The 25,219-nt window shown below is 29.2% G+C and carries 29 protein-coding genes; 4 read left to right on the top strand and 25 right to left on the bottom strand.

Annotated elements, in window-relative coordinates:
* Positions 1-181: 181 nt before the first annotated feature.
* From cmoA to CAMP5053_RS05040, 9 genes are read right to left on the bottom strand one after another with little or no spacing between them, the layout of a single operon-like run.
* A complete protein-coding gene (gene cmoA / locus CAMP5053_RS05080; RefSeq protein ID WP_337217397.1) occupies positions 182-886 on the bottom strand; it encodes a carboxy-S-adenosyl-L-methionine synthase CmoA in 705 nt (234 codons plus the stop codon).
* Entirely contained in the window at positions 876-1,727 is an 852-nt protein-coding gene (locus CAMP5053_RS05075) for a bifunctional riboflavin kinase/FAD synthetase (protein ID WP_261530065.1), read from the bottom strand. The genes cmoA and CAMP5053_RS05075 overlap by 11 nt, the downstream gene beginning before the upstream one ends.
* Positions 1,693-2,415 carry a 23S rRNA (cytidine-2'-O)-methyltransferase TlyA gene (gene tlyA, locus CAMP5053_RS05070; RefSeq protein WP_214100094.1) on the bottom strand — a complete coding sequence of 241 codons (723 nt, stop codon included), beginning with the start codon at positions 2,413-2,415 and terminating at the stop codon, positions 1,693-1,695. Before tlyA ends, CAMP5053_RS05075 begins: the two co-directional genes overlap by 35 nt.
* The gene (gene ligA / locus CAMP5053_RS05065) at positions 2,405-4,360 is read right to left on the bottom strand and encodes an NAD-dependent DNA ligase LigA (RefSeq protein WP_337217399.1); all 1,956 of its coding nucleotides are present in this window, start codon (positions 4,358-4,360) and stop codon (positions 2,405-2,407) included. The genes tlyA and ligA overlap by 11 nt, the downstream gene beginning before the upstream one ends.
* Before the next feature lie 2 nt (positions 4,361-4,362).
* Positions 4,363-5,505 carry a dihydropteroate synthase gene (gene folP, locus CAMP5053_RS05060; protein WP_337217396.1) on the bottom strand — a complete coding sequence of 381 codons (1,143 nt, stop codon included), beginning with the start codon at positions 5,503-5,505 and terminating at the stop codon, positions 4,363-4,365.
* Positions 5,492-6,103 (bottom strand): DNA polymerase III subunit delta', encoded by a 612-nt coding sequence (locus CAMP5053_RS05055; protein ID WP_315903300.1) that lies wholly within the window; start codon positions 6,101-6,103, stop codon positions 5,492-5,494. The genes folP and CAMP5053_RS05055 overlap by 14 nt, the downstream gene beginning before the upstream one ends.
* Positions 6,104-6,144: 41 nt before the next feature.
* Entirely contained in the window at positions 6,145-6,681 is a 537-nt protein-coding gene (locus CAMP5053_RS05050) for a HobA family DNA replication regulator (RefSeq protein WP_087699011.1), read from the bottom strand.
* A complete protein-coding gene (locus CAMP5053_RS05045; RefSeq protein ID WP_087699012.1) occupies positions 6,682-7,884 on the bottom strand; it encodes an aspartate kinase in 1,203 nt (400 codons plus the stop codon).
* Entirely contained in the window at positions 7,884-8,354 is a 471-nt protein-coding gene (locus tag CAMP5053_RS05040) for an RNA pyrophosphohydrolase (protein WP_261530062.1), read from the bottom strand. Before CAMP5053_RS05040 ends, CAMP5053_RS05045 begins: the two co-directional genes overlap by 1 nt.
* 80 nt (positions 8,355-8,434) lie before the next feature.
* Between CAMP5053_RS05040 and hemW the strand changes: the two genes are divergently transcribed.
* Complete coding sequence (gene hemW, locus CAMP5053_RS05035; protein WP_261530060.1) at positions 8,435-9,484, top strand: radical SAM family heme chaperone HemW; 1,050 nt, start codon at positions 8,435-8,437, stop codon at positions 9,482-9,484.
* On the opposite strand, the gene arsB is transcribed toward hemW, so the two are convergent.
* Genes arsB through CAMP5053_RS05015 form a run of 4 tightly spaced genes read right to left on the bottom strand, consistent with a single transcriptional unit; the run spans position 9,474 to position 12,206 of the window.
* Entirely contained in the window at positions 9,474-10,487 is a 1,014-nt protein-coding gene (arsB, locus tag CAMP5053_RS05030; RefSeq protein ID WP_337217395.1) for an ACR3 family arsenite efflux transporter, read from the bottom strand. The two genes, hemW and arsB, sit on opposite strands and share 11 nt — an antisense overlap.
* Positions 10,488-10,895, bottom strand: a complete 408-nt coding sequence (locus tag CAMP5053_RS05025) for an arsenate reductase/protein-tyrosine-phosphatase family protein (RefSeq protein ID WP_087699016.1) — start codon at positions 10,893-10,895, stop codon at positions 10,488-10,490. It lies immediately after the preceding gene.
* 1 nt (position 10,896) lies between these two features.
* Entirely contained in the window at positions 10,897-11,217 is a 321-nt protein-coding gene (locus CAMP5053_RS05020; protein ID WP_087699017.1) for an ArsR/SmtB family transcription factor, read from the bottom strand.
* Positions 11,218-11,225: 8 nt separating this feature from the next.
* Positions 11,226-12,206, bottom strand: coding sequence for a permease (locus CAMP5053_RS05015; protein ID WP_087699018.1), 981 nt, complete (start codon positions 12,204-12,206; stop codon positions 11,226-11,228).
* 150 nt (positions 12,207-12,356) lie between these two features.
* Here CAMP5053_RS05015 and tatB point away from each other — a divergent pair, with 150 nt between their 5' ends.
* The 3 genes from tatB to queA are packed head-to-tail and all read left to right on the top strand — an operon-like array spanning position 12,357 to position 14,507.
* Entirely contained in the window at positions 12,357-12,767 is a 411-nt protein-coding gene (tatB, locus tag CAMP5053_RS05010; protein WP_087699019.1) for a Sec-independent protein translocase protein TatB, read from the top strand.
* Entirely contained in the window at positions 12,752-13,492 is a 741-nt protein-coding gene (gene tatC, locus CAMP5053_RS05005) for a twin-arginine translocase subunit TatC (RefSeq protein WP_214126268.1), read from the top strand. The genes tatB and tatC overlap by 16 nt, the downstream gene beginning before the upstream one ends.
* Positions 13,479-14,507: a tRNA preQ1(34) S-adenosylmethionine ribosyltransferase-isomerase QueA gene (queA, locus tag CAMP5053_RS05000; protein ID WP_337217394.1), complete on the top strand. Its 1,029-nt coding sequence runs from the start codon at positions 13,479-13,481 to the stop codon at positions 14,505-14,507. The genes tatC and queA overlap by 14 nt, the downstream gene beginning before the upstream one ends.
* Here queA and mrdA read toward each other — a convergent pair.
* The 12 genes from mrdA to CAMP5053_RS04940 form a co-directional block, all read right to left on the bottom strand.
* Positions 14,500-16,326 carry a penicillin-binding protein 2 gene (gene mrdA / locus CAMP5053_RS04995; RefSeq protein WP_337217393.1) on the bottom strand — a complete coding sequence of 609 codons (1,827 nt, stop codon included), beginning with the start codon at positions 16,324-16,326 and terminating at the stop codon, positions 14,500-14,502. The two genes, queA and mrdA, sit on opposite strands and share 8 nt — an antisense overlap.
* Position 16,327: 1 nt before the next feature.
* A complete protein-coding gene (locus tag CAMP5053_RS04990) occupies positions 16,328-16,684 on the bottom strand; it encodes a hypothetical protein (protein WP_250322431.1) in 357 nt (118 codons plus the stop codon).
* 124 nt (positions 16,685-16,808) lie between these two features.
* Entirely contained in the window at positions 16,809-17,408 is a 600-nt protein-coding gene (yihA, locus tag CAMP5053_RS04985) for a ribosome biogenesis GTP-binding protein YihA/YsxC (RefSeq protein ID WP_087699024.1), read from the bottom strand.
* Entirely contained in the window at positions 17,405-17,863 is a 459-nt protein-coding gene (gene lptA, locus CAMP5053_RS04980; protein ID WP_337217392.1) for a lipopolysaccharide transport periplasmic protein LptA, read from the bottom strand. Before lptA ends, yihA begins: the two co-directional genes overlap by 4 nt.
* Positions 17,845-18,351 (bottom strand): hypothetical protein, encoded by a 507-nt coding sequence (locus CAMP5053_RS04975; RefSeq protein ID WP_087699026.1) that lies wholly within the window; start codon positions 18,349-18,351, stop codon positions 17,845-17,847. The genes lptA and CAMP5053_RS04975 overlap by 19 nt, the downstream gene beginning before the upstream one ends.
* On the bottom strand, positions 18,342-18,830 hold the full coding sequence (locus tag CAMP5053_RS04970; protein ID WP_087699027.1) for an HAD hydrolase family protein: 489 nt from the start codon (positions 18,828-18,830) through the stop codon (positions 18,342-18,344). The genes CAMP5053_RS04975 and CAMP5053_RS04970 overlap by 10 nt, the downstream gene beginning before the upstream one ends.
* A gap of 4 nt (positions 18,831-18,834) precedes the next feature.
* Positions 18,835-19,674, bottom strand: coding sequence for a septal ring lytic transglycosylase RlpA family protein (locus CAMP5053_RS04965; RefSeq protein ID WP_087699028.1), 840 nt, complete (start codon positions 19,672-19,674; stop codon positions 18,835-18,837).
* A complete protein-coding gene (locus CAMP5053_RS04960) occupies positions 19,610-20,761 on the bottom strand; it encodes a lytic transglycosylase domain-containing protein (RefSeq protein WP_337217391.1) in 1,152 nt (383 codons plus the stop codon). Before CAMP5053_RS04960 ends, CAMP5053_RS04965 begins: the two co-directional genes overlap by 65 nt.
* Positions 20,761-21,558, bottom strand: coding sequence for a TatD family hydrolase (locus CAMP5053_RS04955; RefSeq protein ID WP_337217390.1), 798 nt, complete (start codon positions 21,556-21,558; stop codon positions 20,761-20,763). Before CAMP5053_RS04955 ends, CAMP5053_RS04960 begins: the two co-directional genes overlap by 1 nt.
* Positions 21,549-22,793 (bottom strand): bile resistance response regulator CbrR, encoded by a 1,245-nt coding sequence (cbrR, locus tag CAMP5053_RS04950; RefSeq protein ID WP_087699031.1) that lies wholly within the window; start codon positions 22,791-22,793, stop codon positions 21,549-21,551. Before cbrR ends, CAMP5053_RS04955 begins: the two co-directional genes overlap by 10 nt.
* A 62-nt stretch (positions 22,794-22,855) precedes the next feature.
* Positions 22,856-24,370 (bottom strand): AAA family ATPase, encoded by a 1,515-nt coding sequence (locus CAMP5053_RS04945; RefSeq protein ID WP_337217389.1) that lies wholly within the window; start codon positions 24,368-24,370, stop codon positions 22,856-22,858.
* Positions 24,370-25,200, bottom strand: a complete 831-nt coding sequence (locus tag CAMP5053_RS04940; protein ID WP_337217388.1) for an NAD(+)/NADH kinase — start codon at positions 25,198-25,200, stop codon at positions 24,370-24,372. The genes CAMP5053_RS04945 and CAMP5053_RS04940 overlap by 1 nt, the downstream gene beginning before the upstream one ends.
* Between the last annotated feature and the right edge of the window lie 19 nt (positions 25,201-25,219).

Raw genomic sequence — 25,219 nt, 5'->3', positions numbered from 1 at the left:
GTTAAAGAGGTATTATTTAATTGGGAATTATCAAATCCCCCCCCCCCGTAAAGTAAGACATTAAAACTCCTTGATTGTTGTATTAAAAATAATTTTATATTATATAAAATAATTATTTATAAAAAGTTTAAATATATAAATATTTGAATATAAAATTAACTATTGAACAATCAATAATTATCTATTTAAAAGCAATGAAGGTTTCAAAATTTACCCATTTAAATACGCTTTCTACTTTAGAAAATCCTGCCTTTTTAAGCATAGTTATGTTTTCATTTTGAGTATAAGGTATGAGGATATTTTCCAAAGCTTCTCTTTTGCTTGAAATTTCTAACTTGCTATAACCTTGCTCTAGTTTATATTGCTCATAAATTTGTATCATTTTTTTAGCTATTTTGACATCTTCATAAAGAATTTTTTCACTAAGTACAAATATACCATTTTCATTTAGGTTTTGATAGATTTTATCAACTAATTCTTGTCTTTTAGGTGGGCGGATAAACTGTAAAGTATAAGTAGCTATAAAAACATCATTTTTAAAAAACTCAAAATCATCTAAATTTTTTTGATAAAATTCCACTCTAGCTCCAAAAGCTTGGCATTTACTTTTAGCAATCTCTAGCATAGCATTAGCCTCATCAACCCCACTTAAAAGAAAATCTTTTCTTTTTTCATAAAGTGCAAGCAACAAACTAGCCGTAGAACAACCAAGATCGCAAATTCTCGCATTTTGCGGTGCAAAATGATCTATGAGTTCAACTATGAGTTTTAAATTTTGCGTATAAAAAGGCACGGACCTTGACACCATATCATCAAAAACACTTGCTACGCTTTTATCAAATTCAAATTGTTTCTCTAAAGGTTTTTTAAAAATTTCATCTTTCATTTAATTTTCCTAAAATTTCTTTTGCTTTGTTAATATCTTTACTAATTTGTGCTTTTAATAAGGCTAAGTCATTAAATTTCTCATTAGCTCTTATATAGTCAATAAAACTTAACTCCACTAACTTTGCTTTTGTGTTTGTGAAATTTTCATCTAAAATATGCGTTTCTAGAGCAAAATTTTCATCAGTAGATCTTATGCCTATAAAACTTACACTATGATAACTTTTATTTTCAATCTTTACCAAAGTCGCATATACACCATCTTTAGGTAAAATAAAGTCTTTTGCGTATAAATTTAAAGTTGCAAAAAGCTCTTTAGCACCTATGCCTTGCCCTTTGATGATATTTGCTTGTATAGTATAAAATCTACCTAGAAAATTTTTAGCTTCTTTGACTTTTGCTTCTTTAAGTAAGGTTTTAATCATACTTGTATGAACACTTTTGTTTTGAATTTTAAACTCATCTACGATGATAGTGTTTATACCACAAAGGCCTTGTATGTCTTTGGCACTGCATTTTCTTTCTTTACCAAATTTAAAATCATAACCTACGATGATTTTTTCTAGTTTGGGAAATTCTTGCTTTAAAAGCTTTAAAAAATCCTCGCCTTTATAGTCTTTGATTTTATCAAAATCACAAAAAATCAAAGGAAAATCAACTAAAGTTGCTCTAAAATCCTTAGGCGTTAGAGCTTCTTTTTTCTCTTTTGCGATGATAAACAAAGCTCCGTTTTCATCTAAATGCTTAAAAAGCTCAAAATGCCCCAAATGCATACCATCAAAACGCCCTATGGCTAAATTTGTGATTTTAGTTTTTTCTATAGGCGTAGAAAAACTCAACATTGCCTTCTTTTCCTTTTAAGTGCGACTCTTGACTTACTTGCAAGATCCAACCAAGCTTTGCGCAGGCTTTTTCAAAGCCCTCTTTGGCAGTTTTAATAGCTTTTATATCTTTTACCACTCCGTTTTTATCACGCTTAGCATTTTTACCTACTTCAAATTGAGGTTTAAAAAGCAAGATGATAAGATCTTTAGCAAATTTATCTATATGAAAAATCAAATGTGTTAAAGATATAAAACTCACATCACAAGTGATAACATCATATAAAATTTCACTTCTAAACTCACGCAAATCGGTGTTTTCGCAAATTTGGATATTTTCTAAATTTCTTAAGCTTTCATGAAGTTGGTTAGAACCTACATCTAAAGCAGTGATATGTTTAGCATTATTTTGATGTAAAATTTGCACAAAACCCCCAGTCGATGAGCCTATATCTAAACAAATTTTATCTTTTATAGTAAATGCATGCTCTTGTAAAAAATGCTTAAGCTTAAAAGCAGCTCTACTTACAAAAAGCTCTTCTAAAAGCGTGAGTTTTAAACTCTCATCTTCTAAAGGATTTAAAGATGTGATTTTAAAAGAGGTTTTTTTAAACTCACCATTGAGTAAAATTTGCTTGTTTTCTATAAGCTCACAAGCTTTATTGCGAGAAATATTTAACTTTGTGCTTACAAAGACATCATACCTCATCATCACCGCCTAAAAGAGCGTTAAACTCAGCTTCATTGATGCACTTAACTCCTAAACTTTGAGCCTTTTCAAGCTTTGAGCCTGCTTCACTTCCATATAATACAAAGTCAGTTTTCTTAGACACACTTGAACTTACTTTTGCTCCAAAGTTTTCGATTAGTTCTTTAAAATGATCGCGTGATTTGCTTAAAGTGCCTGTGATAACAAAGGTTTTATTAGAAATATTATCATTTATAATAAGCTCTTTTTTCTCATCCTCTAAATGCAAAATTTCATAAAAATGCTTAATGCGATTTGCATTAACATGGGTAAATTCTTCTAAGCTTTTAGCCATTTGTGCGCCAAAACCTTCTAAATTTGCATAAGCTTCATAGCTTTGCATAAACCATTCAAAGCCAAAAGATTGAGCTAGTTTTTTAGCTGCTACTTCGCCAATATGCTCTATACCTAAAGCAGTGATAAACCTTGATAAAGGGCATTTTTTTGCATTTTCAATAGCACTTAGAAGATTGTTGATTTTTTTTTCTTTAAAGCCTTCTAAGCCTTCAAAATCACTGTATTTTAAGAAAAATATACTTTCTATGTTGGTGATTTTTCCTTCTTTAAATAAAAGCTCGACGATATTTTCTCCAAGGCCGTCTATATTCAAACACTTTTTAGATACAAAATGTATAATGGAATTTACAAGTCTTGCTTTGCAATCTAAATTTTGGCATTTTAAAAAAGCACCTTCATCTAAAAGTTCACTTAAACACTCAGGGCAAAGAGTTGGCTTGGCAATTTTACTTTCTAAACCATCACGCCTTTGGGTAAAAACTTTAGTGATTTTAGGTATAACATCGCCACTTCTTATCACACTTACGCTATCGCCTATCATCACTCCAAGTCTAGCTATCTCATCAAAATTATGCAAGGTTGCAGACTTTACTACAACCCCATCTAAATTTACAGGCTCTAGCACTGCTACAGGAGTAACTACCCCGCTTCTTCCAACTTGCAAATTAACACCAAGCAAGGTTGTAGTTTTTTCCAATGCAGGAAATTTAAATGCAGCCATAAATTTTGGAAATTTCACCGTATAACCCAAAAGCTTACAATGAGCTAAATCATCTACCCTTACAACCATACCATCCATCATCATAGGCTTTTGATCTCTTTTTTCTAAAAGCTCGTAGTATTTTTCCAAAACCTCATCTAAAGATTTCACACAAAAAACAAAATCATCTTTTAAAAAACCAAGACTTCTTACAAACTCCATCACTTCAGAGTGCTTGCTAAATTCTAAAGAATTCTCCCCCACTCCCCAAGGATAAAATTTTAAATTTCTTTCTTTTGTAATACTTGTATCAAGCTGTCTTAGTGAACCACTTGCTGCATTGCGTGGATTTGCAAATAAACTCAAGCCATCTTTAGCTCTTTTTTCATTGATTTTTTCAAAATCTTCTTTTAAAATCACCACTTCGCCACGAATTTCTATCTTGTCTTTATAAGGAATTTTTTGAGGTATGTTTGATATTTCTTTCACATTTAAAGTAATATCCTCACCCACTTCTCCATCACCCCTTGTAGCGCCGCTGATTAAAATACCATTTTCATAAGTAAGATTTAAACTTGCTCCATCAAACTTAGGCTCTATGAAAAAACCAAACTCACATTTAGCTCTTTTTGCCCAAGCTCTAAGTTCAGTTTCATCAAAAACATCTTCCATAGACCACATTTTTGCACTATGTGCAAGTTTGTGAAATTCACTTTGTATAATAGGAGCGATGTTTTGTGTTGGAGAGTCTTTAGAAATCTTTTCTTGATGAAGCGTTTCAAATGCTTTTAACTCTCTTATAAGTTTATCGTATTCTTCATCACTTGCTAAAGGCTCATCATCTTCATAATAAGCCCTCATCCATTCTTTTGCTAATTTTACCTTTTCTAAATACTCTTGATAAGTCATCATTACTCCAAAGAAAGTTCATCCATAGCTTTTGCAAGTTCAAACATTTGCTTATGCTCATACACATCATGTGCTCTTATAATGCTTGCACCATTTTTGAAAGCCTCCAAATGCAAATAAAGCGTACCCGCTAGTCTTTGCTCAACACTTGAGTTAAAATAAGCATTTATCACACTTTTCCTACTAGCTCCGATCAAAAGTTCTTTTTCAAAGCGTAAAAAATGCTCTAAATGTTTGATTAACATCATATTATGCCAAGGACTTTTGCCAAAACCAATGCCAACATCTAAAATCACATCATCTAAACCAAGCTCACCTAGTCTTTCTAGCTTTTGTGCAAAAAAATCATCAAGCTCGGCTAATACATCTTCATAGAAAGGATTATCTTGCATATTTTGTGGGGTATTTTGTATATGCATGAGTGTATAAGTGGCTTTGTATTTTAAAGCTAGTTTGGCTAAATTTTCATTTTTAAAACCGGTGATATCATTAATAAGTTTAAAGCCTTTATTTAAAGCATATTCTAAACAATACTCATCAAAGCTATCTAAACTAAAAATACATTTTTCATAAAGTTTTTCTTTATAAATTAAATCTAGGGTATTTTTTAAGCGTTTAAACTCTTCTTCTTTCCCACAATACACACTACCAGGTCTTGAAGAAACCCCGCCTATATCTATATAATCAGCCCCTTGAGAAATCATGAGTTCGATTTTTTCCAAAACTTCATTTTCTTTAACCCTACTTTGAGCGTTAAAACTATCTTCATTAACATTAATCACACCCATGATTTTTGCATATTTTGGTTTAGCGAAATTAGACTTTAAAAATAGTGCTAAATTTTTAAGTTTAAAATCTTGTAATTTTTCTTTTTCTATAAGCTTTTTAGCTTGATCTTGCGTTACCATAAGCAAGGCATTAGTATGTTCCTTACCTAGTATAACTTCTTTATGTGTTACAAGTTCAGCTCCAACTCTTAGTGCATCTTGTTTGAGTATATTTGCAGCAGGTGCTCTTAATTCTTTAATAAGAAAGAAATGAATTTGAGTTTTTTCACTCATAATTTTCTCACCTGCTTTGTGTGGCTTTATGTATTTAGAAATTTGCTCAAAGTCTGTATTAGGATTGATTTTAATGATTTTCATTTTTTCTCTCGTGTAAAATTAAAGCTATGGTGCTTAGTAAAATAGTTGGCTTTGCATTTAATTTAGCTAATTCATAAGCCTTATAAAAAAATTCAATTTCTTCATCATTTAATTTTATATCTTGTTTAAAACATTCATGACTTAAAGCACTAATTAGCTCTAAACACTCATGCTTGTCTATATTTTCATATTGTTTTAATAATGAAGCAATTTGAGCTAGATCTATTTTTTTAAGATCTAAATTTAAAGACATTTTTTCTTTTTGAATTTTATGTTTTTCTACGATAAATCTTGAAAGTATAGTAGGCAAAAAAACATTTTTTGAAGGAGCTACGATGATAAAATACACATTTTTTGGTGGCTCTTCAAAAACTTTTAATAAAAAATTTTGTGCTTCTTCACGAAAAGATCTAGCTAGTATAACAATGATTTTAGCTTGTGCTTCAGCCATATAGCTTTCTTTCATAATAGCTCTTGCTGTTGCTTGGCCGTTTTTGTCATAGGTTAAGTCATTTAATCTTAATTCTAAGTCAGGATTTTTAGGTATGAAAAATCTAAGATTTTTTTGACCATATTCTTCTGTAAGCTTTTCTTGCATAAACTCAAAATCATTATGAATAATGATTTTATTTTTTAGGTTCAAATTTCTACCTTAGAAAAAAGCACAGCCTCTAAGCTTTGCTCAAATACTTTGTATAAAGAAATAAGTTTATAGTCTAATTCCTTATCGCGTGAGGAAAGATAAAAGCTATTTTGCAACTGCTCATCAAAAAGCCAAAGCATACTTTCTTCTTTAGAATTAGCAATTTTAAATTTAAAACCTGTATTAGTTCCTATATAAAAAAAAGCATAGCCATTAGGAAAAGAAATACTCAAAAGATCGTTTAGTAAATCTATATCTTCTTGGGTATTACAAGCCTTATTATAAATTCCTTTTAAAGACACAAAAGGCACTAAAGGTCTTGTGGTGTTAGCATTAATTTGGCTTAAAAAATACTCTTCAAACCAAGCTCTTTGCTCATCAGTAATCACAATAAAAGTATAACCTTGTAAAAGCAAAGCTAATTTAGAAGCTATCAAAGGCGACCATTCAAGACGCCTTTCTTCTAACCAACTTGCATAAGTGCCGTTTTCTCGGATTTGCTCTAGGGTAAATTTTAAAAAACTATTACTCATTTATACATCTAGTTTATAAACTTCATGCAATACTCTTACAGCTAATTCGCCGTATTTTTCATGCACGATGACTGAAATTTTAATTTCGCTTGTAGAAATCATTTGTATGTTGATATTTTCATTTGCTAATGCTTTAAAAGCTGCCGAAGCTACTCCAGAGTGTGATTTCATACCCACACCCACAACTGAAACTTTTACTACAGCACTATCTGTTTCTATATTAGCATTAGCACCTAAAACTTTTTTCATAGCATTAGTTGCTAAATCAAGCTCGTTTTCAGGCACAGTAAAGCCCAAATTTGTAGCTCCATCTACACCTACATTTTGGATAATCATATCTACATTGATATTTTCATTTGCTAAAGTCCCAAAAATTTCAGCAGCAATTCCTGGCTTATCATCAATATTTCTTAAAGTAACCCTTGCTTGGTTTTTATCTAGTGCTATGCCACTAACCAAAGCTTGTTCCATATTTTCCTCCTTAGTAATAATCGTACCTTCATTTTCATTAAAACTACTTCTAGTAACTAATTTTACATTTAATTTTTTAGCAAGCTCTACAGAGCGATTTTGTAAAACTTTAGCTCCTAAACTTGCAAGCTCTAGCATTTCTTCATAAGAAATTTTATCTAGCTTTTTAGCCTTTGGCTCAATTCTAGGATCAGTGGTATATACCCCATCTACATCAGTGTAAATTTCACACAAATCAGCATTTAAAGCTCCAGCTAGCGCTACCGCACTTAAGTCACTTCCACCACGACCCAAAGTAGTAACATTACCCATTCTATCAATACCTTGAAAGCCAGCAACTACTACAATATACCCCTCATCTAAGGCTTTGTTAATGTTTGTAGTATCAATATGTTCAATTCTTGCTTTAGTATAAACATCATCTGTAATAATCCCTGCATTGCGTCCGGAAAATGCAGTAGCTTTTAAACCCATTTCATTTAATGCAATAGCAAGCAAAGATGAAGTTACGCGCTCGCCACTGCTTAAAAGCATATCCATCTCACGACCCGAAGGATTTTTGCTAAAATGATGAGCAAAATCAATAAGCTCATTAGTCACTCCACTCATTGCTGAAACTACTACAACTAGTTTATCGCAAGTTTTTTTACTTTTTGCCACTCTTTTAGCAACTTCATCAATACGTTCAAGCGTTCCTACGCTCGTTCCTCCATATTTTTGTACGATCAGCATTAAATATACCCCCTTTCTTTAAAATATTTTAAAACCTTGATATATATAGGTTTTTTAAAATGGTTAATCATATCATAAACATCTTCTAATGAAGCAAATTTATATGCATCAAATTCAGGATTTTTGGTGTTTAGATTAATAATAGCTTTATTTTTTAATCTAACTAAAAAATATTTTTGGATTTGACCATCGTAAGGATACATTTTTTGTGCAACCTTAACCGGAAAGTCATAACTAATCCACTCAGGATGTTCAGCTAAAATTTCAACCTCATCTGTACCTATTTCTTCTTTTAACTCTCTAAATAATGCACTTTTAATTTCCTCACCATCATCTATACCACCTTGAGGAAATTGCCATATATCTTCCATATCATTACGTTTAGCAAGTAAAATTTTACTTTCAAAAGGATAAGCTGATGATAATATTATGGCGGCTACATTTGGCCTATATTTTTTTTCTTTTTCCATGATTTTCTTATCCTTGACTTTTAAATAATATAATTCTAACAAAAAAATACGAATTTATAATCACATTTTAAAGAAGTTTTATGCATTTATATATACATATACCATTTTGCGAAAGTAAGTGTTTTTATTGTTCTTTTACCTCGCTTAAAAAAAAGGACTTTGAAAAAGATTATTTAAATGCTTTAATGCAAGATATAAAATATCAACTAGATTTTTTTAAACTTGACAAAAATTCTATAAAAACTATTTTTATAGGTGGTGGCACGCCTAGTTTGATGGAAGTTAGTTTTTATGAAAAAATATTTATTTTTTTACAAAGTTATTTACAAAAAGATAGTGAAATCAGTATAGAAGCCAACCCCAACTCGAGTAATTTTTCATGGCTTAAAGAAATAAAAAATTTAGGTTTTAACCGTATTTCTTTTGGCGCGCAAAGTTTTCATGAAAAAAAATTACAATTTCTTGGACGTATTCATGATCAAAAAAGTATTTTTACAAGTATAGAAAATGCAAAAAAAGCAGGATTTAATAATATAAATTTGGACTTAATTTATGATACAAAACTTGATGATAAAAAAATGCTTGATTATGAAATTTCTAAACTAACCCTGCTTGATATTAGCCATGTGAGTGCTTATAATTTAACTATAGAAGAAAAAACTAGATTTGCTAAAAAATTTCATTATAAAAAAAACGCTCCGCGCCTTGCAAAGCATTTTATTAAAGCAATTGAAAGCCTTGGCTATAAACAATATGAAATCAGTAATTTTGGACAAATTTGTAAACACAACCTTGCTTACTGGCAAGGAAAAGACTATATAGGCTGTGGCTTAAGTGCAGTAGGATTTTTAAAAAATCAAAGATTTTACACTAAAAAAAGTTTAAAAGATTATATAGCAAATCCTTGTTTTAGAGAGATTGAAAATTTAAATTCAAAAGATTTGCGTTTAGAGCATATTTTTCTAGGACTTAGAAGTATTATAGGGGTGGATGAAATAAAGCTAGAACCTTTAGAAAAAGAAAAGGCAATGTTTCTTAGCAAAAAAGGAAAATTAGTCTATAAAAATGGAATTTTTTATAACACCAACTACCTCTTAAGCGATGAATTAGCTTTGTATATTAGTACTTAAACCTCAAAGCCCATTTAACAAGTAAAATCAAAACAGGCACCTCAATCAATGGACCTATAATAGCAGCAAAAGATTGTAATGAGCTTATACCAAAAGATGCAATGGATATAGCTATAGCAAGTTCGAAATTATTACCACTAGCACTAAAACTAATAGCTGTATTTTTTTCATAGTTTAAACCTAGTTTTTTACTTATAAACCAAGAACTATAAAACATTATCACAAAATATAAAAACAAAGGAATACAAATTTTAAATACATCCAAAGGTAAACTGAAAATATCACTTGATCTATAAGAACACATAATAATGATAGTAAAAAGCAAAGTAATAAGTGTAATAGGACTAATTTTGGGTAAGAATTTTTGATCAAACCATTCTTTGCTTTTTAAACTAATGAAAATAACCCTACTTAAAATCCCTAATAAAAAAGGTAAACCAAGATAAATTGCCACATTTTTCAAAATTTCATCCATTTTTACTTCTAGGTTATTTTGAAAACTCAAGCCCAAAAGAGAAGGAAAAAATTCTAAAAACAAGTACACATAAAAAGCAAAACACAAAATTTGAAAAATAGTATTAATACCCACTAAAGCAGCGGTGTACTCTTTATCAGCCTTAGCTAAATCACTCCAAACTACCACCATAGCTACACAACGAGCTAAACCTATGATGATAATACCTTGCATATAATCAAGATCATTTTTTAAAAATACCCAAGCTAATATAAACATTAAAATAGGACCAAAAATCCAATTTAAAAACAAAGAAAGTATTAAAGCTTTAATAGAGTGAAAAATTTTAAATATTTTTCTATACTCAACCTTAGCCAAAGGTGGATACATCATTAAAACCAAACACACCATAAGCAAAACATTATTTTGATTATAATTAAAACTCTCCCAAAAATTTGTAATATTAGGAAAGATAAACCCCAAAAACAAACCTAAAGCCATGGCTATAAAAATCCACAAAGTCAAAAATCTATCTATAAAACCAAGCATTTAAAGCTCTCCTTGTGTGATTTTTTCTAAAAGCTCTTTAAGTTTTAATTCTAAACTTTCCACCACTTTAATAAAATCCTCATCTTCAAAATTACTAGGATCTTCTAAGCCAAAATCAAAATGAAACTTTGCTCCAATATTTGGACAAGCTACCCCACAACCCATTCCTACAACAATATCTAAATCCTTAGGCAAACTATCAAAGCTCTTTACTTTATAAGTACTTATGTCAAGTGCATATTTTTGCTTTAAAATCCTTATAGCTTTAGGATTAATTCCCTTAGAAATATCACTTCCAGCTGAATAAATCTCTAAATTTAAACCAAGTTCTTTACATATTTTCTTACACAAAGCTTCAGCTATTTGAGATCTACAACTATTGTGAATACAAATAAAAGCTATTTTCATTTTATTCCTTAGGACATTCACAAGAAAACCTTTTAAGCTCAGGAAGCTTTATGGAAAGCTCATTGATGTTTTTTAACACATCATTACAAAAATTATTTAAATTTTCTTTTACCCCATAATACGCCCAAACACCTTGTCTATCTACTTCTAAAAAATTAGCTTCTTTTAAAATTTTTAAGTGCCTTGAAAGCCTTGACTGACTCATATTTAAAGAGCTTTGTAAATCACATACACAAAGTTTTCCATATTTTTGTAAAAAAGCTAAGATGAAAATCCTACTTTCATCATTAATCGCACTTGTTATTTTTAAAAATTCTTGCATAAAAATCCTTATATGAAAAATATTAAAAGTCCAAAACTAATTGCTATAAAAACAATCATACTTGCAAATAAAATCAAAAAGCTTGTTTTAAAAATTCTTTTAAGTAAAATAAGCTCAGGCAAAGAACACCCAGCTCCTGCTATTAAAAAACTCATCATTATACCAAGTGGAATTCCACTGGTAGTTAAAGCTAGTGCTACAGGTATCATAGCCGTACAATTCATATAAAGTAAAACCCCTATAAAAGCTGCTATAAATATGCCAAATACTCCATAATCTTTCATATAATTTTGGAAAAAATCTTGCGGGAAAAAGCCGTGTATAAAAGCTCCAATACCCATACCTATAACAATATAAGGTAATATTTTTTTATATTCTTTAAAGCTTTGCATAAATAGCATTTTGATTTTATTGTCTTTTGTCTTAGACTTAAATTTCAAAACTTTACCGCTAACTTTAGAATTTTTAACAAAAATAGAACTAGATTTTTGACAATATGAGTTTTGAAAAGTATTATTAGAACAACAACTTGACTTTTGCTCTAAATCATTTTTTAAAAAGTCTTCATTAAAAAATCTTTGAGTGTTTATTTTAGAAACACAAAAAGCAAGAAATAAAATCACGCAAAATAAAAATCCCACATAAAATAAAGAGATTTTTAAGCCAAAACTCACCACAAACATCACTACTATAATAGGATTGATTAAAGGCGAGGTGATTAAATAAGCTATACATACCCCAAGTGGTACTTTAGCTTTTAAAAATGCGTTTAAAAGCGGTATGCTTGAGCATGAGCAAAATGGAGTTAAACAGCCTAAAAGTATGGCTTTTATATAGCTTGTAAAAGAATCTTTCTTTAAATGCTCATTGAAAAATTTAGCATAGCGCTCATTTAAATAAGCAATAAGCATACTAACTAAAACAAATAAAACAGATATTTCTATGAATAAAATCAAAAAATCTTTTAAAATAAAAACTAATTTTTCCATGCTTTTTCCTTTTTATTTTTAATTCATTATAACAAAAATATATCAATATATCAAGATATCTTTATATATTGATATAATAAAAGTAATAATATTTTTAAGTATTTTTATGTAAAATGTAGACCATATATTCAAGCGAAAGAAGACAAAATAATGAGTTTTGGTGAAATTTTAGTTATTTTAGTTGTAGCTATTTTAGTGCTTGGGCCTGAAAAATTACCTTCAACCATAGTTGAAATTGCAAAAATTTTAAAAGCCATTAAAAGCAATATTGATGAAGCAAAAGCAAGTATTAATAAAGAACTAAAAATAGCAGAATTAAAAGATGAAGCACAAAAATACAAAGATGAATTTTCACAAACTAATGAAAATATCAGAAAAAAACTAAGTTTTGAAGAATTTGATCAACTCAAAGAAGATATTTTAAATAATACTAAAGAATTAAAAAGTGAAATTAATGATTTAGAAAAAGATATACAAGAACTTTCTAATCTTGAAGAAAAAATTCAAAAAGATGAAAAAAATACTCAGAAAATGGAAAGCCAAGAATGTTTGAAGAATTAAAACCGCATTTAGTAGAACTTAGAAAAAGATTATTTATAAGTGTTGCTTGTGTTGTTGTGATGTTTTTTGTATGTTTTAGTTTTAATAGTTATATCATAGACATACTAAAAGCGCCTGTTGAAGCAGCCTTACCTGAAATTTCAAGACAAATGACCTTCGTTGAGTTACAAGAGCCTTTATTTACTGCGATGAAAGTTTCATTTTTTACAGCTTTTTTGATTTCTTTACCGGTTATTTTTTGGCAGTTTTGGAAGTTTGTAGCACCTGGACTTTATGATAATGAAAAAAGATTAGTAGTGCCTTTTGTAAGCTTTGCTAGTATTATGTTTGCACTTGGTGCTTTGTTTTGTTATTACATAGTTATACCTTTGGCTTTTAAATTTTTGATTGATTTTGGGGTGCAAACTCAAGATTTTAAACCTTTAATTAGTATAGGTTTATATGTAGGTTTTTTTACTAAATTAGTAATTGCTTTTGGTTTGGCTTTTGAGATGCCTGTAATAACATTTTTCTTTGCTAAACTTGGACTTGTTGATGATACTTTTTTAAAAAAACATTTTAGGGTTTCTGTTTTAGTGATTTTTGTTTTCTCGGCTATGATGACACCACCTGATGTTATATCACAATTTTTAATGGCCGTTCCTTTGTGTGGACTTTATGGGATTTCTATTTATATAGCTAAAAAAGTTAATCCTAGTCAAAAAGAAGATGATGAAAATGATTGATAAAGATCTTTTACTTTCTAGTTATGATTATGATTTACCTAATGAACTTATAGCAAATTTTCCTATTTTACCCAAAGAAAATGCTAAGCTTTTAGTTTATGAAAGATGTAAAGATCAAATTTCACATTTACATTTTAAGGACTTGGCTAAAATTTTACCACCTTGTGAAATCATCTTTAACGATACTAAAGTAATAAAAGCAAGAATTTATGGGAATAAAGAAAGTGGTAGTAAAATAGAACTTTTTATCAACCACCCTTTAAAAAACAATGATTTTTTAGTGCAAATTCGCGGTAAGGTTAAAGAAGGACAAATTTTATATTTTGAAAATTCTTTAAAAACTAAAATCAAAAAATTACACGATGATGGTACAAGAGAAGTGGAATTTTTTAATGATGATAAAAAACTTAATCATCATGAAGTTTTTGAAATTTTAGAAAAAATAGGCCATATACCTTTACCACCTTATATTAAAAGAGCAGATGAAGCACAAGATAGCATTAATTATCAAAGTATTTTTGCTAAAAACCAAGGTGCAGTTGCCGCACCTACTGCGAGCTTACACTTTGATGAAGCGATGATTGATGAACTTAAAATAAACCACAATATCCATACTATCACACTACATGTTGGCGCAGGAACTTTTAAAGGTGTAGAATGTGAAGATATACGTGAGCATAAAATGCATTCAGAATTTTTTCATATTAATAATGAAACTTGTGCTTTGATTAATTCTTCTAAGAAAGTACTAGGTGTTGGCACTACCGTTACTCGTTGCATAGAGTATTATCATAGAAAAAAAATAAAAGAAGGTTTTTGTGATTTGTTTTTACACCCACAAAACACTCCACAAAGACTTGATTATTTACTTACTAATTTTCACTTACCAAAATCGACTTTAATTATGCTTGTAGCAGCATTTATAGGTAGAGAAAAAACCTTAGAGCTTTACCATAAAGCCATAGAAAACAACTATCGTTTTTACTCATATGGTGATGGAATGCTAATTATTTAGTCTTTTTCTTAATATATTTTTTATCAATATAACCCAAATCTATAAGTTTTTGATAAATTTTAGCCAGTATAGGTCCTCCTGTGCTACTACCACTTTTTCCATGTTCGATTAAAACCACTACTACATACTGCGGTTTTTCATAAGGCGCATAAGAAGTAATCCAAGCATGAGATCTTAAAAAATACTCTAAATCCTCTTCTTTAATACGCTTTTTTTCACTTTGGGAAATTCCAACTACTTGAGCTGTTCCTGTCTTAGCTGCTATAGTAATAGGAGAATTTCTTAAAAATCTTGCCGTAGTTCCACCATCAACATTGGCCACCTCATACATCGCACGCCTTAAAAGTGGGAGTTTTGATAATTCAAAAGTCGTAAAAACACTTTCATTATTGTCAAAATTTACCTTAGTAACATTATCATCAACACTATGTAAAAAATGCGGTGTGATATTTTTAGCTGTAGCAATCATAGCTGTAAATTTAGCCACTTGCATAGGAGTAGCAAGAAAATCACCTTGTCCTATGCTTGTATTTAAAGTTTCACCTTGATACCATGGTTGGTTGTATTTTTCCTTTTTCCATATTCTATTAGGTACTGTTCCTATAAATTCATTAGGTAAATCCACTCCTGTTTTTGTACCAAAACCTATTCTTTCAAAAACAGAACTAATGGTATCAATACCTACCTCTAAAGCGCCTTTATAAAAATACACATCACAACTTTCCCTAATAGCATCATTCATATTTACATAACCATGACCTATAGCTTTCCAACATCTAAATTTTCTACCACCAAGCTCAAAATTAGAATCACATAAATATTTGTGATTTTCATTTACTTTACCACTATCTAAAAAAGCTAAAGCTGTACCCATTTTCACAACTGAACCTGGAGGATAAAGACCATTAATAAGTTTATTAGTAAAAGGATGATTTAAATCATTAGAAAGTTTATCCCATTCTTCTTGGCTAATACCTGTAACAAAAGGATTAAGATTATACTCAGGAAAACTACCCGCTGCTAAAATAGCTCCACTTTTTACATCCATTATTATAGCCGCACCTGCTAAATTTTCAAAAATACTAGCTAAGTATTCTTGTAAATCAAGATCTATGCTTAAAGTGATATTGCTTGAAGTAGGTTTTTTATAAGAAAGTTCTTCTATTTCTTTATTTAACGCATTTACCTTGCTAACTTTTTCACCTTTTTGACCTTGCAAAATTTCATTATACGAACGCTCTATTCCACTACGTCCTACATAGCTAGTTAATCTTGCAATTTCATTTTCATTCATATCGTTTAAATTTGCTTTTCCAACATAACCTATAACATGACTAGCTAAAGCATCATAAGGATAAAATCTTTGAGTAGTAGATTTAACTTGCATATTTTCACGCAAATTAAGTTTAGTAAAATGCTTAATCATCGCATCATATTCTATAAATGGCACCACTTCTATATAATCTTGATTGTAATAAGAATCAGCTTTTATATAATTTCGTTTTAATTTGGTTATATTTAAATCAGGAAAAGCTTCTACTATGGCTTGCAATTCTTGCTCTAAAAGATTTCTATTTTTCTTTTTTATATGCAAATATGGCTTTATAGAGATTGAAAAACCTAATTTATTTACCGCTAAGGGTCTGCCTTTAACATCTAAAATTTGCCCTCTTACAGGCGCTAAAAATTGTGTTTTAATGGCATTTTGCTTGGCTATTTCTTCATAATAAACATTAGATTTTATACTTATATAATACACTCTAGCAAGTAAAAGCATAAAAAAGCAAGCTATAAAACCCATTACTAAACGCATACGCATATTAGATTTTCCCTTTAAAAATAACAAAAGAAATCAAAGCTTCAACAGCAAAAAACCATAAATATTCAATACCAAATTTTAAAATTTCACTATTATCCAAATAAGCCAAAAACACATCAAAAAGATAGATAAAAATATAAGCACAAAAAGTAAATATAACGAGTAAATAATGCCCTAACTTTAACTTGCTCTTAAACCAATCGACAAAAAAATGATAAAAGATAAAAAAGGCTATCCAAGAACTAAAAAGATAAAATCCATGGATAATATCAATTAATAAAAGATAAAACAAAGAAAAATACCATCTAAAATCAAGCTTATTAAGGGTTCTTTCTTTTTCTTTTAAAAGCACTATCATGTAACAAAAAAATACCCCGAACAAAGGAGGCATCCAATAATACACAGAACTTAGCACTTGATAAAAAATCAAAGATAAATAAAAAAATAAATAAGAAAAATCAAATCTATTTTTTACTAAATTTCTACTCCTCATTAAAACCCAAGCTCTCTAAAATAATTTTTTGTTCTAATTTATCAATACCACTTTTTTTCAAATTTGACACCAAAATGGCATTTTTATTTGCATTTAAAATTTTTGCTTTTTGACTTTGATTGAGCTTGTCTGCTTTTGTAAAAACTGTTATTTTTTTTTGATCAGCTCTAATAAAAGAATCTAAATATAAATCCAAATTTGCATCAATATCTAAATTTTCATGCCTTGAATCTATTAAATGGATAAAAAGCTTGATAGAACTGCGCTCTTTTAAAAACTCGTCTAAATTTTTATTCCAAATAGCCTTAGTTTTTTTGCTCACTTTAGCATAACCAAAACCAGGCAAATCAATAAATATTAGTTTAAATTTATCCTCATCTTTTTTACAATCAACTTCAAAAAAATTAATGAGTTGGGTTTTACCCGGAGTTGAAGAGCTTTTTGCTAAATTTTTATTTTTGCATAGTGTATTAATCAAAGAACTTTTACCCACATTAGAGCGTCCTAAAAAAGCGATTTCAGTGTATATAGGTTGTGGAGCTTCATCTATTTTAGAAGCAGAAATTAAAAATTTAGCATTTAATATCATTCTTTTACTTCAAATACAAATTTAGCAGGTTTTTTATCTTTACTCACTACTCTATAAGTCATATTTTTTCTATCTACTATGATTTTATCCCCTATGAGTTCCTTTTTTGACTGTACTTCTATAATTTTTGCATTGCCATTAATCTCATATGTATCCTTAGCTACATTGTAAATAAACTCATCACCACTTCCATGATAAGTTTTATCTTTCATCATGATTTTAAATCTAGCATCTTTAGTAGCTATATACTTAATAGGTTGTTTATTTTTCATATAAATGACTAATTTTTGCGAATTTAAAACATCATTACCTTTTTTAACTTCTACATCACCGGTTAATACACTTGTTTCATTTTTTTCATCTAAATAAAAATCTTTAGCATAAACTTCTATTTTTTGCGCACTAAATGCAAATAAATTTAACAAACACAAAAAAATTATTGCTCTAAAAACCATGCTTTTATTCCTTGAATTTTTAATTCTTTTTGATTCACATCATATAAAAAATTATCCCCAAAAATCTCATTTAAACCTACATATGCTTTAAAATTATCATTAGAAAATAAAATTTTATTTTTCATATCGTAAGTTGCTTTTTGGGTAAAAATAGAAGTTTGATTATGATCAAAATAACTTACATTACCTTCTAAAATGGATTTTTCATCATTTCTTACTAATAAATCCGAACTTAAATTATAATCAAGTGCTTGCACTTTAAAATCATCAAAAATATCTTTATCTTGGTATTTTACCCAACGACTTGCTTGATAGCTAGCTTTTGTAACAGATGTATTAAGCTCATAATCAAACACATCAAACGCTTGCATATTTGCCACATCTACCTTTTGCGGTTTTATGGCAAATAAATAAGGATCTTGAGTACTTAAAATCACCATAACAAAGGCAAATAAACTCATTAATATAGCAAAAATTTTTATCGCCAAAGTTTATCCCATTGAGCTTGCATATTATTATGTTCAATTAAAATTTCTATCATCTCACTTACCGCCCCATTACCACCTTTTCTGTTTAAAACTTTATCAGTTTTTAAAGCCTTATGTGCATCTTTTGGCTTAAAACTATAAGCAACTGCTTCAAGTAAACTCATATCATTATAATAATCCCCAATAGCAGCACATTGAGAAAAATCTAAATTTAATTTTTCTAAAATTTCTTTAGCACAAGCTAGTTTATCGCTAATACCTTGATATACTAGATCAATTTTTAAATCTCTAGCTCTAAAATACACACACTCACTAGTCCTGCCTGTAATAATAGCAACTTTTTTACCAAGCTTTTGCCAAGCCTCAATTGCTGCGCCATCTTTTACATTAAACTCTTTAATTTCACCATAATTTTGTGTGTAGATGATTTTACCATCTGTTAGACAACCATCTACATCTAAAAAAATAAGCTCTATCATAATTTTACTCTCTTACTATAAACGCACCTGGAAAAGATCCGCTATCAACAAAATCTCTTGCTTCTTGCTCGCTTCTAAAGCCTTTTAAAAATACTCTATGTAAACCATCTTTAGCACTTGTTTGTATAGTCGAAGTGTAAGAGTTATAGTTTTTATACCTACTTGCTATTAACTCTGCACCGCTTTTATTTCTAAATGCACCAATTTGCACCATAAAAGATCCACCTTGGAAAATATGGCCACTATCAGCAATCTCTCCACTACTACCTAAATTAGAATTAGTATGCACTGAACCTGAGTTTGCACTTGTTCCAAAGCCAATTACTTCAAGTCTTACAGGAGCTGTTCCTGCTTGAATCATATCAATATCTCTTGCAGCCATATTAGATAAATCTATAATCCTACCTGCCACAAAAGGTCCTCTATCATTAATCCTAACAGTAGTTTGACGGTGATTTTTTAAATTAGTTACTTTTACTATAGTATTCATAGGTAAAGTTTTATGAGCTGCAGTATAAGCATGTTGATCATAAGTTTCACCATTAGAAGTTTTTTTACCATGAAAACCCGGTCCATACCAACTAGCTATACCATCAGCAGTCTCACCTACTTCTACTACAGTTGGATAATAAGTTTTGCCATTAATAGTATAAGGCTTCATAGTGCCTTTTAAACTAGTGTTGTTATGTTTTATACTTTTAAAGTCCCTCTCTGGATAATACACAGTAGGCGTACTAATAGGCACCATACTACAAGCACTAAATAAAACTCCTACACAACTAACGACTAACGACTTTTGTATGAGAGTTTTTTGGTAATTTTTGAGTAGTTTTGATTTTTGCATTGTTATTCTCCTTAATTTTTAACACAAGTTTTTGATTAATATTGATTAAATTTCCTTTAATTTTATTATATTCTTTAATACTTTCAACGCTAATTTTGTGTTTTCTTGCAATAGTATAAAGACTATCACCCTCTTTTACTATATAAATTTTTGTATGTGGAATGGTTGTATCCACTTTGGCTAATTTTACATTCTCTAATGCCTTTTCTACTGCCACGCTTTTGCTTAAAGGGATATACATATAATAATCTTTTTTATCAGGTGGAGTAAAGTCATAATTAAAATGTGGATTATAACGCTTAAATTCATTATAAGACATCTTGGCTACTTTAGCAAGCTCTCTTAAAGAAACACTTGGTGGAACTGAAATTTTTTTAACCTCACTTGATAGGGCATAATTAAGCAAAGCACTATCTTGAGAAATCAAAAAGTCATTATTGTTTGCCAAAAATGCCATAGTAAGAATTTTTCTAATAAAAATCCTAGTTTCTAATGGTAAGTATTTTTTATCAGGATCAAGTAAGATTCTTAAATCATCACTTTTTGCTTTTTTTATAGCTTGGCGTAATTTGCCATCACCACAATTATAAGCCAAAATAGCCAAATACCATTTTCCAAATTGCTCTTTTAGTTGTTTTAAATAAGTAATAGCTGCATAAGTTGATTTTACTAAATCTTTTCTCTCATCTACATAAGGATCTATCCTTAAGCCTAAAGTTTGTGCTGTTGGCTTCATAAACTGCCAAACACCCACTGCTTTAGTTCTTGAAATACTGTGAATTTTCAAACCAGATTCTACAATCGCTAAGTATAAAAATTCTTGAGGGATATTTTCTTTTTCTAAGATTTTGCGGATAATCGGGGTAATTTTGTAAAATTCCCTCATAGTATCTACCAAAGTTTTAGAATGCATATCTATGGAAGATTCTTTAAATTCTAAAAAAATCATATCACTAAGATAGCTTGCTTCTATATCTAAATTTCTTAAAATTTGTGCTTGTTGTATGTAATGCTCTGGAGTAAATTGTAAGGCCTTAGCATTTAAACATAATAATACTAAAATAAAAAATAAAAAACTTTTTTTCATTATAAACCTTGGAAAAATAAACGATTAGCGTTAAAATTAGTAAGTTTTATTATTTCATTTTTAGATAATTTTAAAAGCTCAGCCATTTTTTGAGCTACAAAATGCATCAAAATAGGATCATTTACCTTACCACGATATGGTTCTGGAGTTAAATAAGGTCCATCTGTTTCTAAGACTAGTTTATCCTTTGGAATTTTAGGTAAAATTTCCACTAATTTTTTTGCATTTTTAAAAGTTAAAACTCCACCTATACCAAAATAAAATCCTTCATCAGCTAACTGAAGTAAAAGCTCGCTAGCATTAAAACAATGCAAAACACCGCCTTGTAAATCTTTTGCATACTTTTTTAAAATATTAAAACTATCTTCATTGGCTTCACGCACATGCACAATCAAAGGTTTTTTGTATTCAATAGCTAGTTGTATTTGGGTTATAAAAACTTCTTTTTGCTTTGCTTTTATTTCTTCTTCATCTGCTTTTAAACGATAATAATCAAGTCCACACTCACCCACTGCAACGCATTTTTTATCATCTATAAATTCTTTTAAAACTTCTAAATCAAAATCATCTATATCGTAAGGATGTACCCCACAAGAAAAATACACATTTTTATAATTATGTGTAATTTCTCTTGCTCTTGGTAAATCTTTTATATCTGCACCGGGTATGATGATTTTATCTACTCCATTAGCAAAAGCATGATTTAATATTTCATCTAAATATCCAAAATAAGCTTGACTATCTAGATGACAATGCGTGTCTATGATTTTTTCACTAAAATCACAATCTAAAAACATACCTCTACCCTATTTTTACCATTAGACTTAGCTAAATCTAGTGCCTTTTGAGCATTATCTAATAAATCTTGCATTTGACTTATTTTAGCACCAAAAGCAACTCCTACAGAAACACTATAATCTACTTCATCTAAAGCTATTAAAACGCTTTCTTTGGAAATATTAACTCTTATATTTGAAAACACTTTTAAAGCTTCTTTATGTCCAGTATTTTTCAACAACACGTAAAACTTACCATCTTCAATCTTGGTTGCTAAATCCATACCGCGAATTTGGTCTTTGATTTTTTTAGCCGTGTGCTTAATCACTCCATCACCACAATCATAGCTTAACTCATAATTAATTGTTGCAAGATTATCAATATCAATCAAAGCCAAAGCCATCTCTTCGTTTTCTTGCATATCTTCTAAGTAATCTAAAAATCTTTTTTCAAAATTTGCATAATCATCAAGTCCTGTTAGCAAATCCTTACCCAAACTATATTCATCAAGTAAAACGCATTTTTGCATATAATCTAAACAATTATTTACCCTGCAATTAAGCGATTCTTTTTGAAAAGGTCTAATAACGTAATCATTCACACCCTTTCTAAAAGCCCTTGCTTCCAATGCATCATCTTTATCTCCAACCATAATTACACCAAGCTCTATTTTAGAATATTTTGAACGAATTTCTACAAGTAAATCTTCTCCATTAATTACTGGCATAGTTGCATCACAAATTACTAATTTTGTATCAGGATTATCACTTAAATAACTTAGCGCTTCTTCTCCATGAGCTGCTGCTAAGACATTAAAAAGTTGATTATTTAAATTTTTCTTCATTTCTGCACGTAAAGTTACATTTGCGATTGCTAAAATTATCTTGGTTTTATTGTTTTTTTGAAGCATTCTAATAGAGTTTAGCATTTCATCAATACAGCTTTCACTTTCTTTTTGAATATAACCAATAATATCTTTTTCCATAAATTTCTTACGCGTTTGTCCATCGCTACTTCCTGTAAGAACTATAGCAGGAATATTTTTTTCTAAAATTACATCCACTACTTCTCCATTAGGTGCATCTGGCAAGCAAAGATCCACAAAGGCCATAAAATAATCATTTTTCACCAATTCTTTAGCACTATTCATATCAAAAGCAACATCTACTTTTAAACCTAAAGTATTTTCCACTTTTTTCGCCAAAAGTTTTGTAAGCATTTTATTATCATCAATAATTAAAATTTTTTGTTCCATGAATTAACTCTCTTTAACAATTTAAAATATAATTATATCATATAGAAATTTACTTTTTATTTTTAAAGTAAAGTTCTAGTAAATTCCAAAGCTTCTTGTGTGATATTTTCCCCACTTACCATTCTAGCAAGCTCTCTTACTCTTTCTTCTTTTTCTATTTTTCTTACCCTACTTTCATTTCCTATTTTTTCTACTAAAAAATGATTACTTGCTTTTGATGAAAGCTGCGGTAAATGTGAAATTGCAAAAATTTGATAAAATTTTGCAAGTTCTTTTAATACTTCAGCTATACTCATAGCTTCTTTGCCACTTAAATTTGCATCAATTTCGTCTAAAAATATTATCCCACTAGCCTTATTAGTGACATTACATTCAGTTGCAATAAAAGAAAGTCTTAGACGGTTTATCTCACCCGAGCTTAAATTTTTCAAACTAGCTTCATTGATATTTAAACTCACTTCATCTTTACCTAAAACACTCAAAGCACAGTCTTTAAGTTCTAATTTAACTTCCTTCATATAAAGTTTTTCAAGATAAAAATTAAGTAATTTTTCAAGCTCTTTTAATCTTTTTTTACGCAAAGTGCTTAATTTTTGACTTTTCTCATTTAAAAGTATTTTAGTGTTTTGTACTTTTTCTTCTAATTCCTTTTTTTCAAAACTTAAATTTTCATAATGAGCTAATTCTGCTTTTTTCTTCCCTAAAGCTTCTAAAGCTTCTTCTATGCTTCCATATTTTGAAATCAAAGAAGAAAGTTTTTCTATCCTATCAAGCACTTCTTCTATGTCAAAATCAAAATCATCAAAACTTTGATTTTCCCATACCACCCTTAACTCATTTAAACATTCTGAAAAAAATGAACTATCAACATCACTAATTTGTAAAGCTTCAACCACTGCTGATTCTAACTCAAAAATTCTACTTGCCCTATTCCAAGCAGCATCAATTTTGTCTTTTTTTGAAAGCCTTTTTTTAAGACTCATTAATTCATCAAATTCACCAATTTTTGGGTTAATACTTTGGATTTTTTGTATTTCAAAGCTAGTAAATTCTTTTAACTCTTCTACTTTTTTTTCTTCTTCTTGGATTTTTTCTAATTTAATTTTATTTTCTATATATTCTTTATAAATGTTTTTATATTCATTTAAAAAATCTTGAAATTTCTTATCTTCTTTTGATTGCATAAAATCAAGTAAGTTTAAAAACCTTTCATTTGAAAACTCATTATTTTCTTTAGCTGAAAGATGTTTTACAAATTTCTTAGAAAGTAAAGCCAAATTCTTTTTTGAAATAAGTTGATTATTGATAAAATAACGTGAACTTTTATCTTTTAAAAGTTTAAATACATTTATTTCTTCATTTTCAATACCAAACTCATCTAACTCAAGCTCATCATTTAATAAAACTTCCACCATTTTAGCTTCACTCTCACTTAAAGCAAACGCTGCTAAAATAGCCTTAAAAAGCACAGACTTTCCAGCACCACTTAAGCCAGTAAAAACAGTAAGTCCAGCTTCTAAGTCTAATTTTGCTTGTTTAAAACCTAAATTTTCTTTAATTAAAATGCTTTCTATCATTACTTACCCCAATTTAACTTTTCTTTTAAAACTTGGAAATAATCTCTATCTTTTTTATGTATAAAACTAAGTTCTTTTTTACTAAGTCCTATAAGAATTTTATCATATTCTTTAGGATCAATCACTTCTTGTCCATCTAAATATAACAAACAATGCTCAACTTTTAATTCAAGTTCAAAACCATAAGGTAAAACTATAGGCCTTTGAGTTAAAGAATGAGAACAAACTGGAGTTAGAACAAAAATTTCATTCCAAGGATGTACTATAGGCCCACCTGCACTAATATTATAAGCAGTTGAACCACTTGAACTAGCTATGATTAAACCATCTCCATAATAAGCATTAAAAAGTTTATTTTCAAAAAAAACTTCCACATTTGCCATTAAAGCATTATCACGAGAAAAAACTGCGTCATTAAAAGCAAATTTTTTAATGATTTTATTCTTTTTACAAAGTGATATTTGAAGCATTTTGGCTTTTTCTATTTTAAAATCATTTTTAAAAAAATCTTTAAAAAAACTTTCTACCTCACTAAAAGAAAAAGCAGTTAAAAAACCTAAATTTCCTGCATTTATACCTAAAATAGGCTTTTTTGCTTGATAAGCTTGTCTGCATAAAGATAAAAGCGTGCCATCCCCACCTAGAGAAATCAAAAAATCTAATTTTTTTAAATCTTTTAGATTAATTTTTTCTTGATCTAATAACACAAGCTCTATATTTTTTTGCAAAAAAATTGTTTTTAAAAAAGCAATTTGCTCATTTAAATTTGTATTTAACCTGCAAAATAAGCCTATTTTTTGAATTTTTTCTATATTTATATTTTTTTTCATAAAAAAATTATAACAAAAC

Source organism: Campylobacter sp. S4:11 (genome assembly GCF_024723695.1).
GTDB lineage: Bacteria > Campylobacterota > Campylobacteria > Campylobacterales > Campylobacteraceae > Campylobacter_D > Campylobacter_D jejuni_C.
Note: the sequence above shows the minus strand (reverse complement) of the source record. Positions and strands in the feature narration are given on the sequence as shown.

Coding starts and splice junctions, on each gene's coding strand:
- CAMP5053_RS04970 (WP_087699027.1), bottom strand. CDS start 18,830: ATGATAGAGCTTATTTTTTTAGATGTAGATGGTTGTCTAACAGATGGT.
- CAMP5053_RS04955 (WP_337217390.1), bottom strand. CDS start 21,558: ATGTTTTTAGATTGTGATTTTAGTGAAAAAATCATAGACACGCATTGT.
- folP (WP_337217396.1), bottom strand. CDS start 5,505: ATGAAAATCATTAAAATCAATCCTAATACAGACTTTGAGCAAATTTCT.
- tlyA (WP_214100094.1), bottom strand. CDS start 2,415: ATGAGGTATGATGTCTTTGTAAGCACAAAGTTAAATATTTCTCGCAAT.
- CAMP5053_RS04990 (WP_250322431.1), bottom strand. CDS start 16,684: ATGATAGTGCTTTTAAAAGAAAAAGAAAGAACCCTTAATAAGCTTGAT.
- CAMP5053_RS05040 (WP_261530062.1), bottom strand. CDS start 8,354: ATGGAAAAAGAAAAAAAATATAGGCCAAATGTAGCCGCCATAATATTA.
- CAMP5053_RS05045 (WP_087699012.1), bottom strand. CDS start 7,884: ATGCTGATCGTACAAAAATATGGAGGAACGAGCGTAGGAACGCTTGAA.
- queA (WP_337217394.1), top strand. CDS start 13,479: ATGAAAATGATTGATAAAGATCTTTTACTTTCTAGTTATGATTATGAT.
- lptA (WP_337217392.1), bottom strand. CDS start 17,863: ATGGTTTTTAGAGCAATAATTTTTTTGTGTTTGTTAAATTTATTTGCA.
- tatC (WP_214126268.1), top strand. CDS start 12,752: ATGTTTGAAGAATTAAAACCGCATTTAGTAGAACTTAGAAAAAGATTA.
- CAMP5053_RS05075 (WP_261530065.1), bottom strand. CDS start 1,727: ATGTTGAGTTTTTCTACGCCTATAGAAAAAACTAAAATCACAAATTTA.
- CAMP5053_RS04965 (WP_087699028.1), bottom strand. CDS start 19,674: ATGCAAAAATCAAAACTACTCAAAAATTACCAAAAAACTCTCATACAA.
- CAMP5053_RS04960 (WP_337217391.1), bottom strand. CDS start 20,761: ATGAAAAAAAGTTTTTTATTTTTTATTTTAGTATTATTATGTTTAAAT.
- CAMP5053_RS05020 (WP_087699017.1), bottom strand. CDS start 11,217: ATGCAAGAATTTTTAAAAATAACAAGTGCGATTAATGATGAAAGTAGG.
- CAMP5053_RS04945 (WP_337217389.1), bottom strand. CDS start 24,370: ATGATAGAAAGCATTTTAATTAAAGAAAATTTAGGTTTTAAACAAGCA.
- arsB (WP_337217395.1), bottom strand. CDS start 10,487: ATGCTTGGTTTTATAGATAGATTTTTGACTTTGTGGATTTTTATAGCC.
- CAMP5053_RS05055 (WP_315903300.1), bottom strand. CDS start 6,103: ATGCAAGAAAAGCTTACAGAAGAATATGGTCAAAAAAATCTTAGATTT.
- mrdA (WP_337217393.1), bottom strand. CDS start 16,326: ATGCGTATGCGTTTAGTAATGGGTTTTATAGCTTGCTTTTTTATGCTT.
- CAMP5053_RS05050 (WP_087699011.1), bottom strand. CDS start 6,681: ATGAGTAATAGTTTTTTAAAATTTACCCTAGAGCAAATCCGAGAAAAC.
- cbrR (WP_087699031.1), bottom strand. CDS start 22,793: ATGGAACAAAAAATTTTAATTATTGATGATAATAAAATGCTTACAAAA.
- CAMP5053_RS05015 (WP_087699018.1), bottom strand. CDS start 12,206: ATGGAAAAATTAGTTTTTATTTTAAAAGATTTTTTGATTTTATTCATA.
- CAMP5053_RS04940 (WP_337217388.1), bottom strand. CDS start 25,200: ATGAAAAAAAATATAAATATAGAAAAAATTCAAAAAATAGGCTTATTT.
- CAMP5053_RS05025 (WP_087699016.1), bottom strand. CDS start 10,895: ATGAAAATAGCTTTTATTTGTATTCACAATAGTTGTAGATCTCAAATA.
- cmoA (WP_337217397.1), bottom strand. CDS start 886: ATGAAAGATGAAATTTTTAAAAAACCTTTAGAGAAACAATTTGAATTT.
- hemW (WP_261530060.1), top strand. CDS start 8,435: ATGCATTTATATATACATATACCATTTTGCGAAAGTAAGTGTTTTTAT.
- ligA (WP_337217399.1), bottom strand. CDS start 4,360: ATGACTTATCAAGAGTATTTAGAAAAGGTAAAATTAGCAAAAGAATGG.
- tatB (WP_087699019.1), top strand. CDS start 12,357: ATGAGTTTTGGTGAAATTTTAGTTATTTTAGTTGTAGCTATTTTAGTG.
- yihA (WP_087699024.1), bottom strand. CDS start 17,408: ATGATATTAAATGCTAAATTTTTAATTTCTGCTTCTAAAATAGATGAA.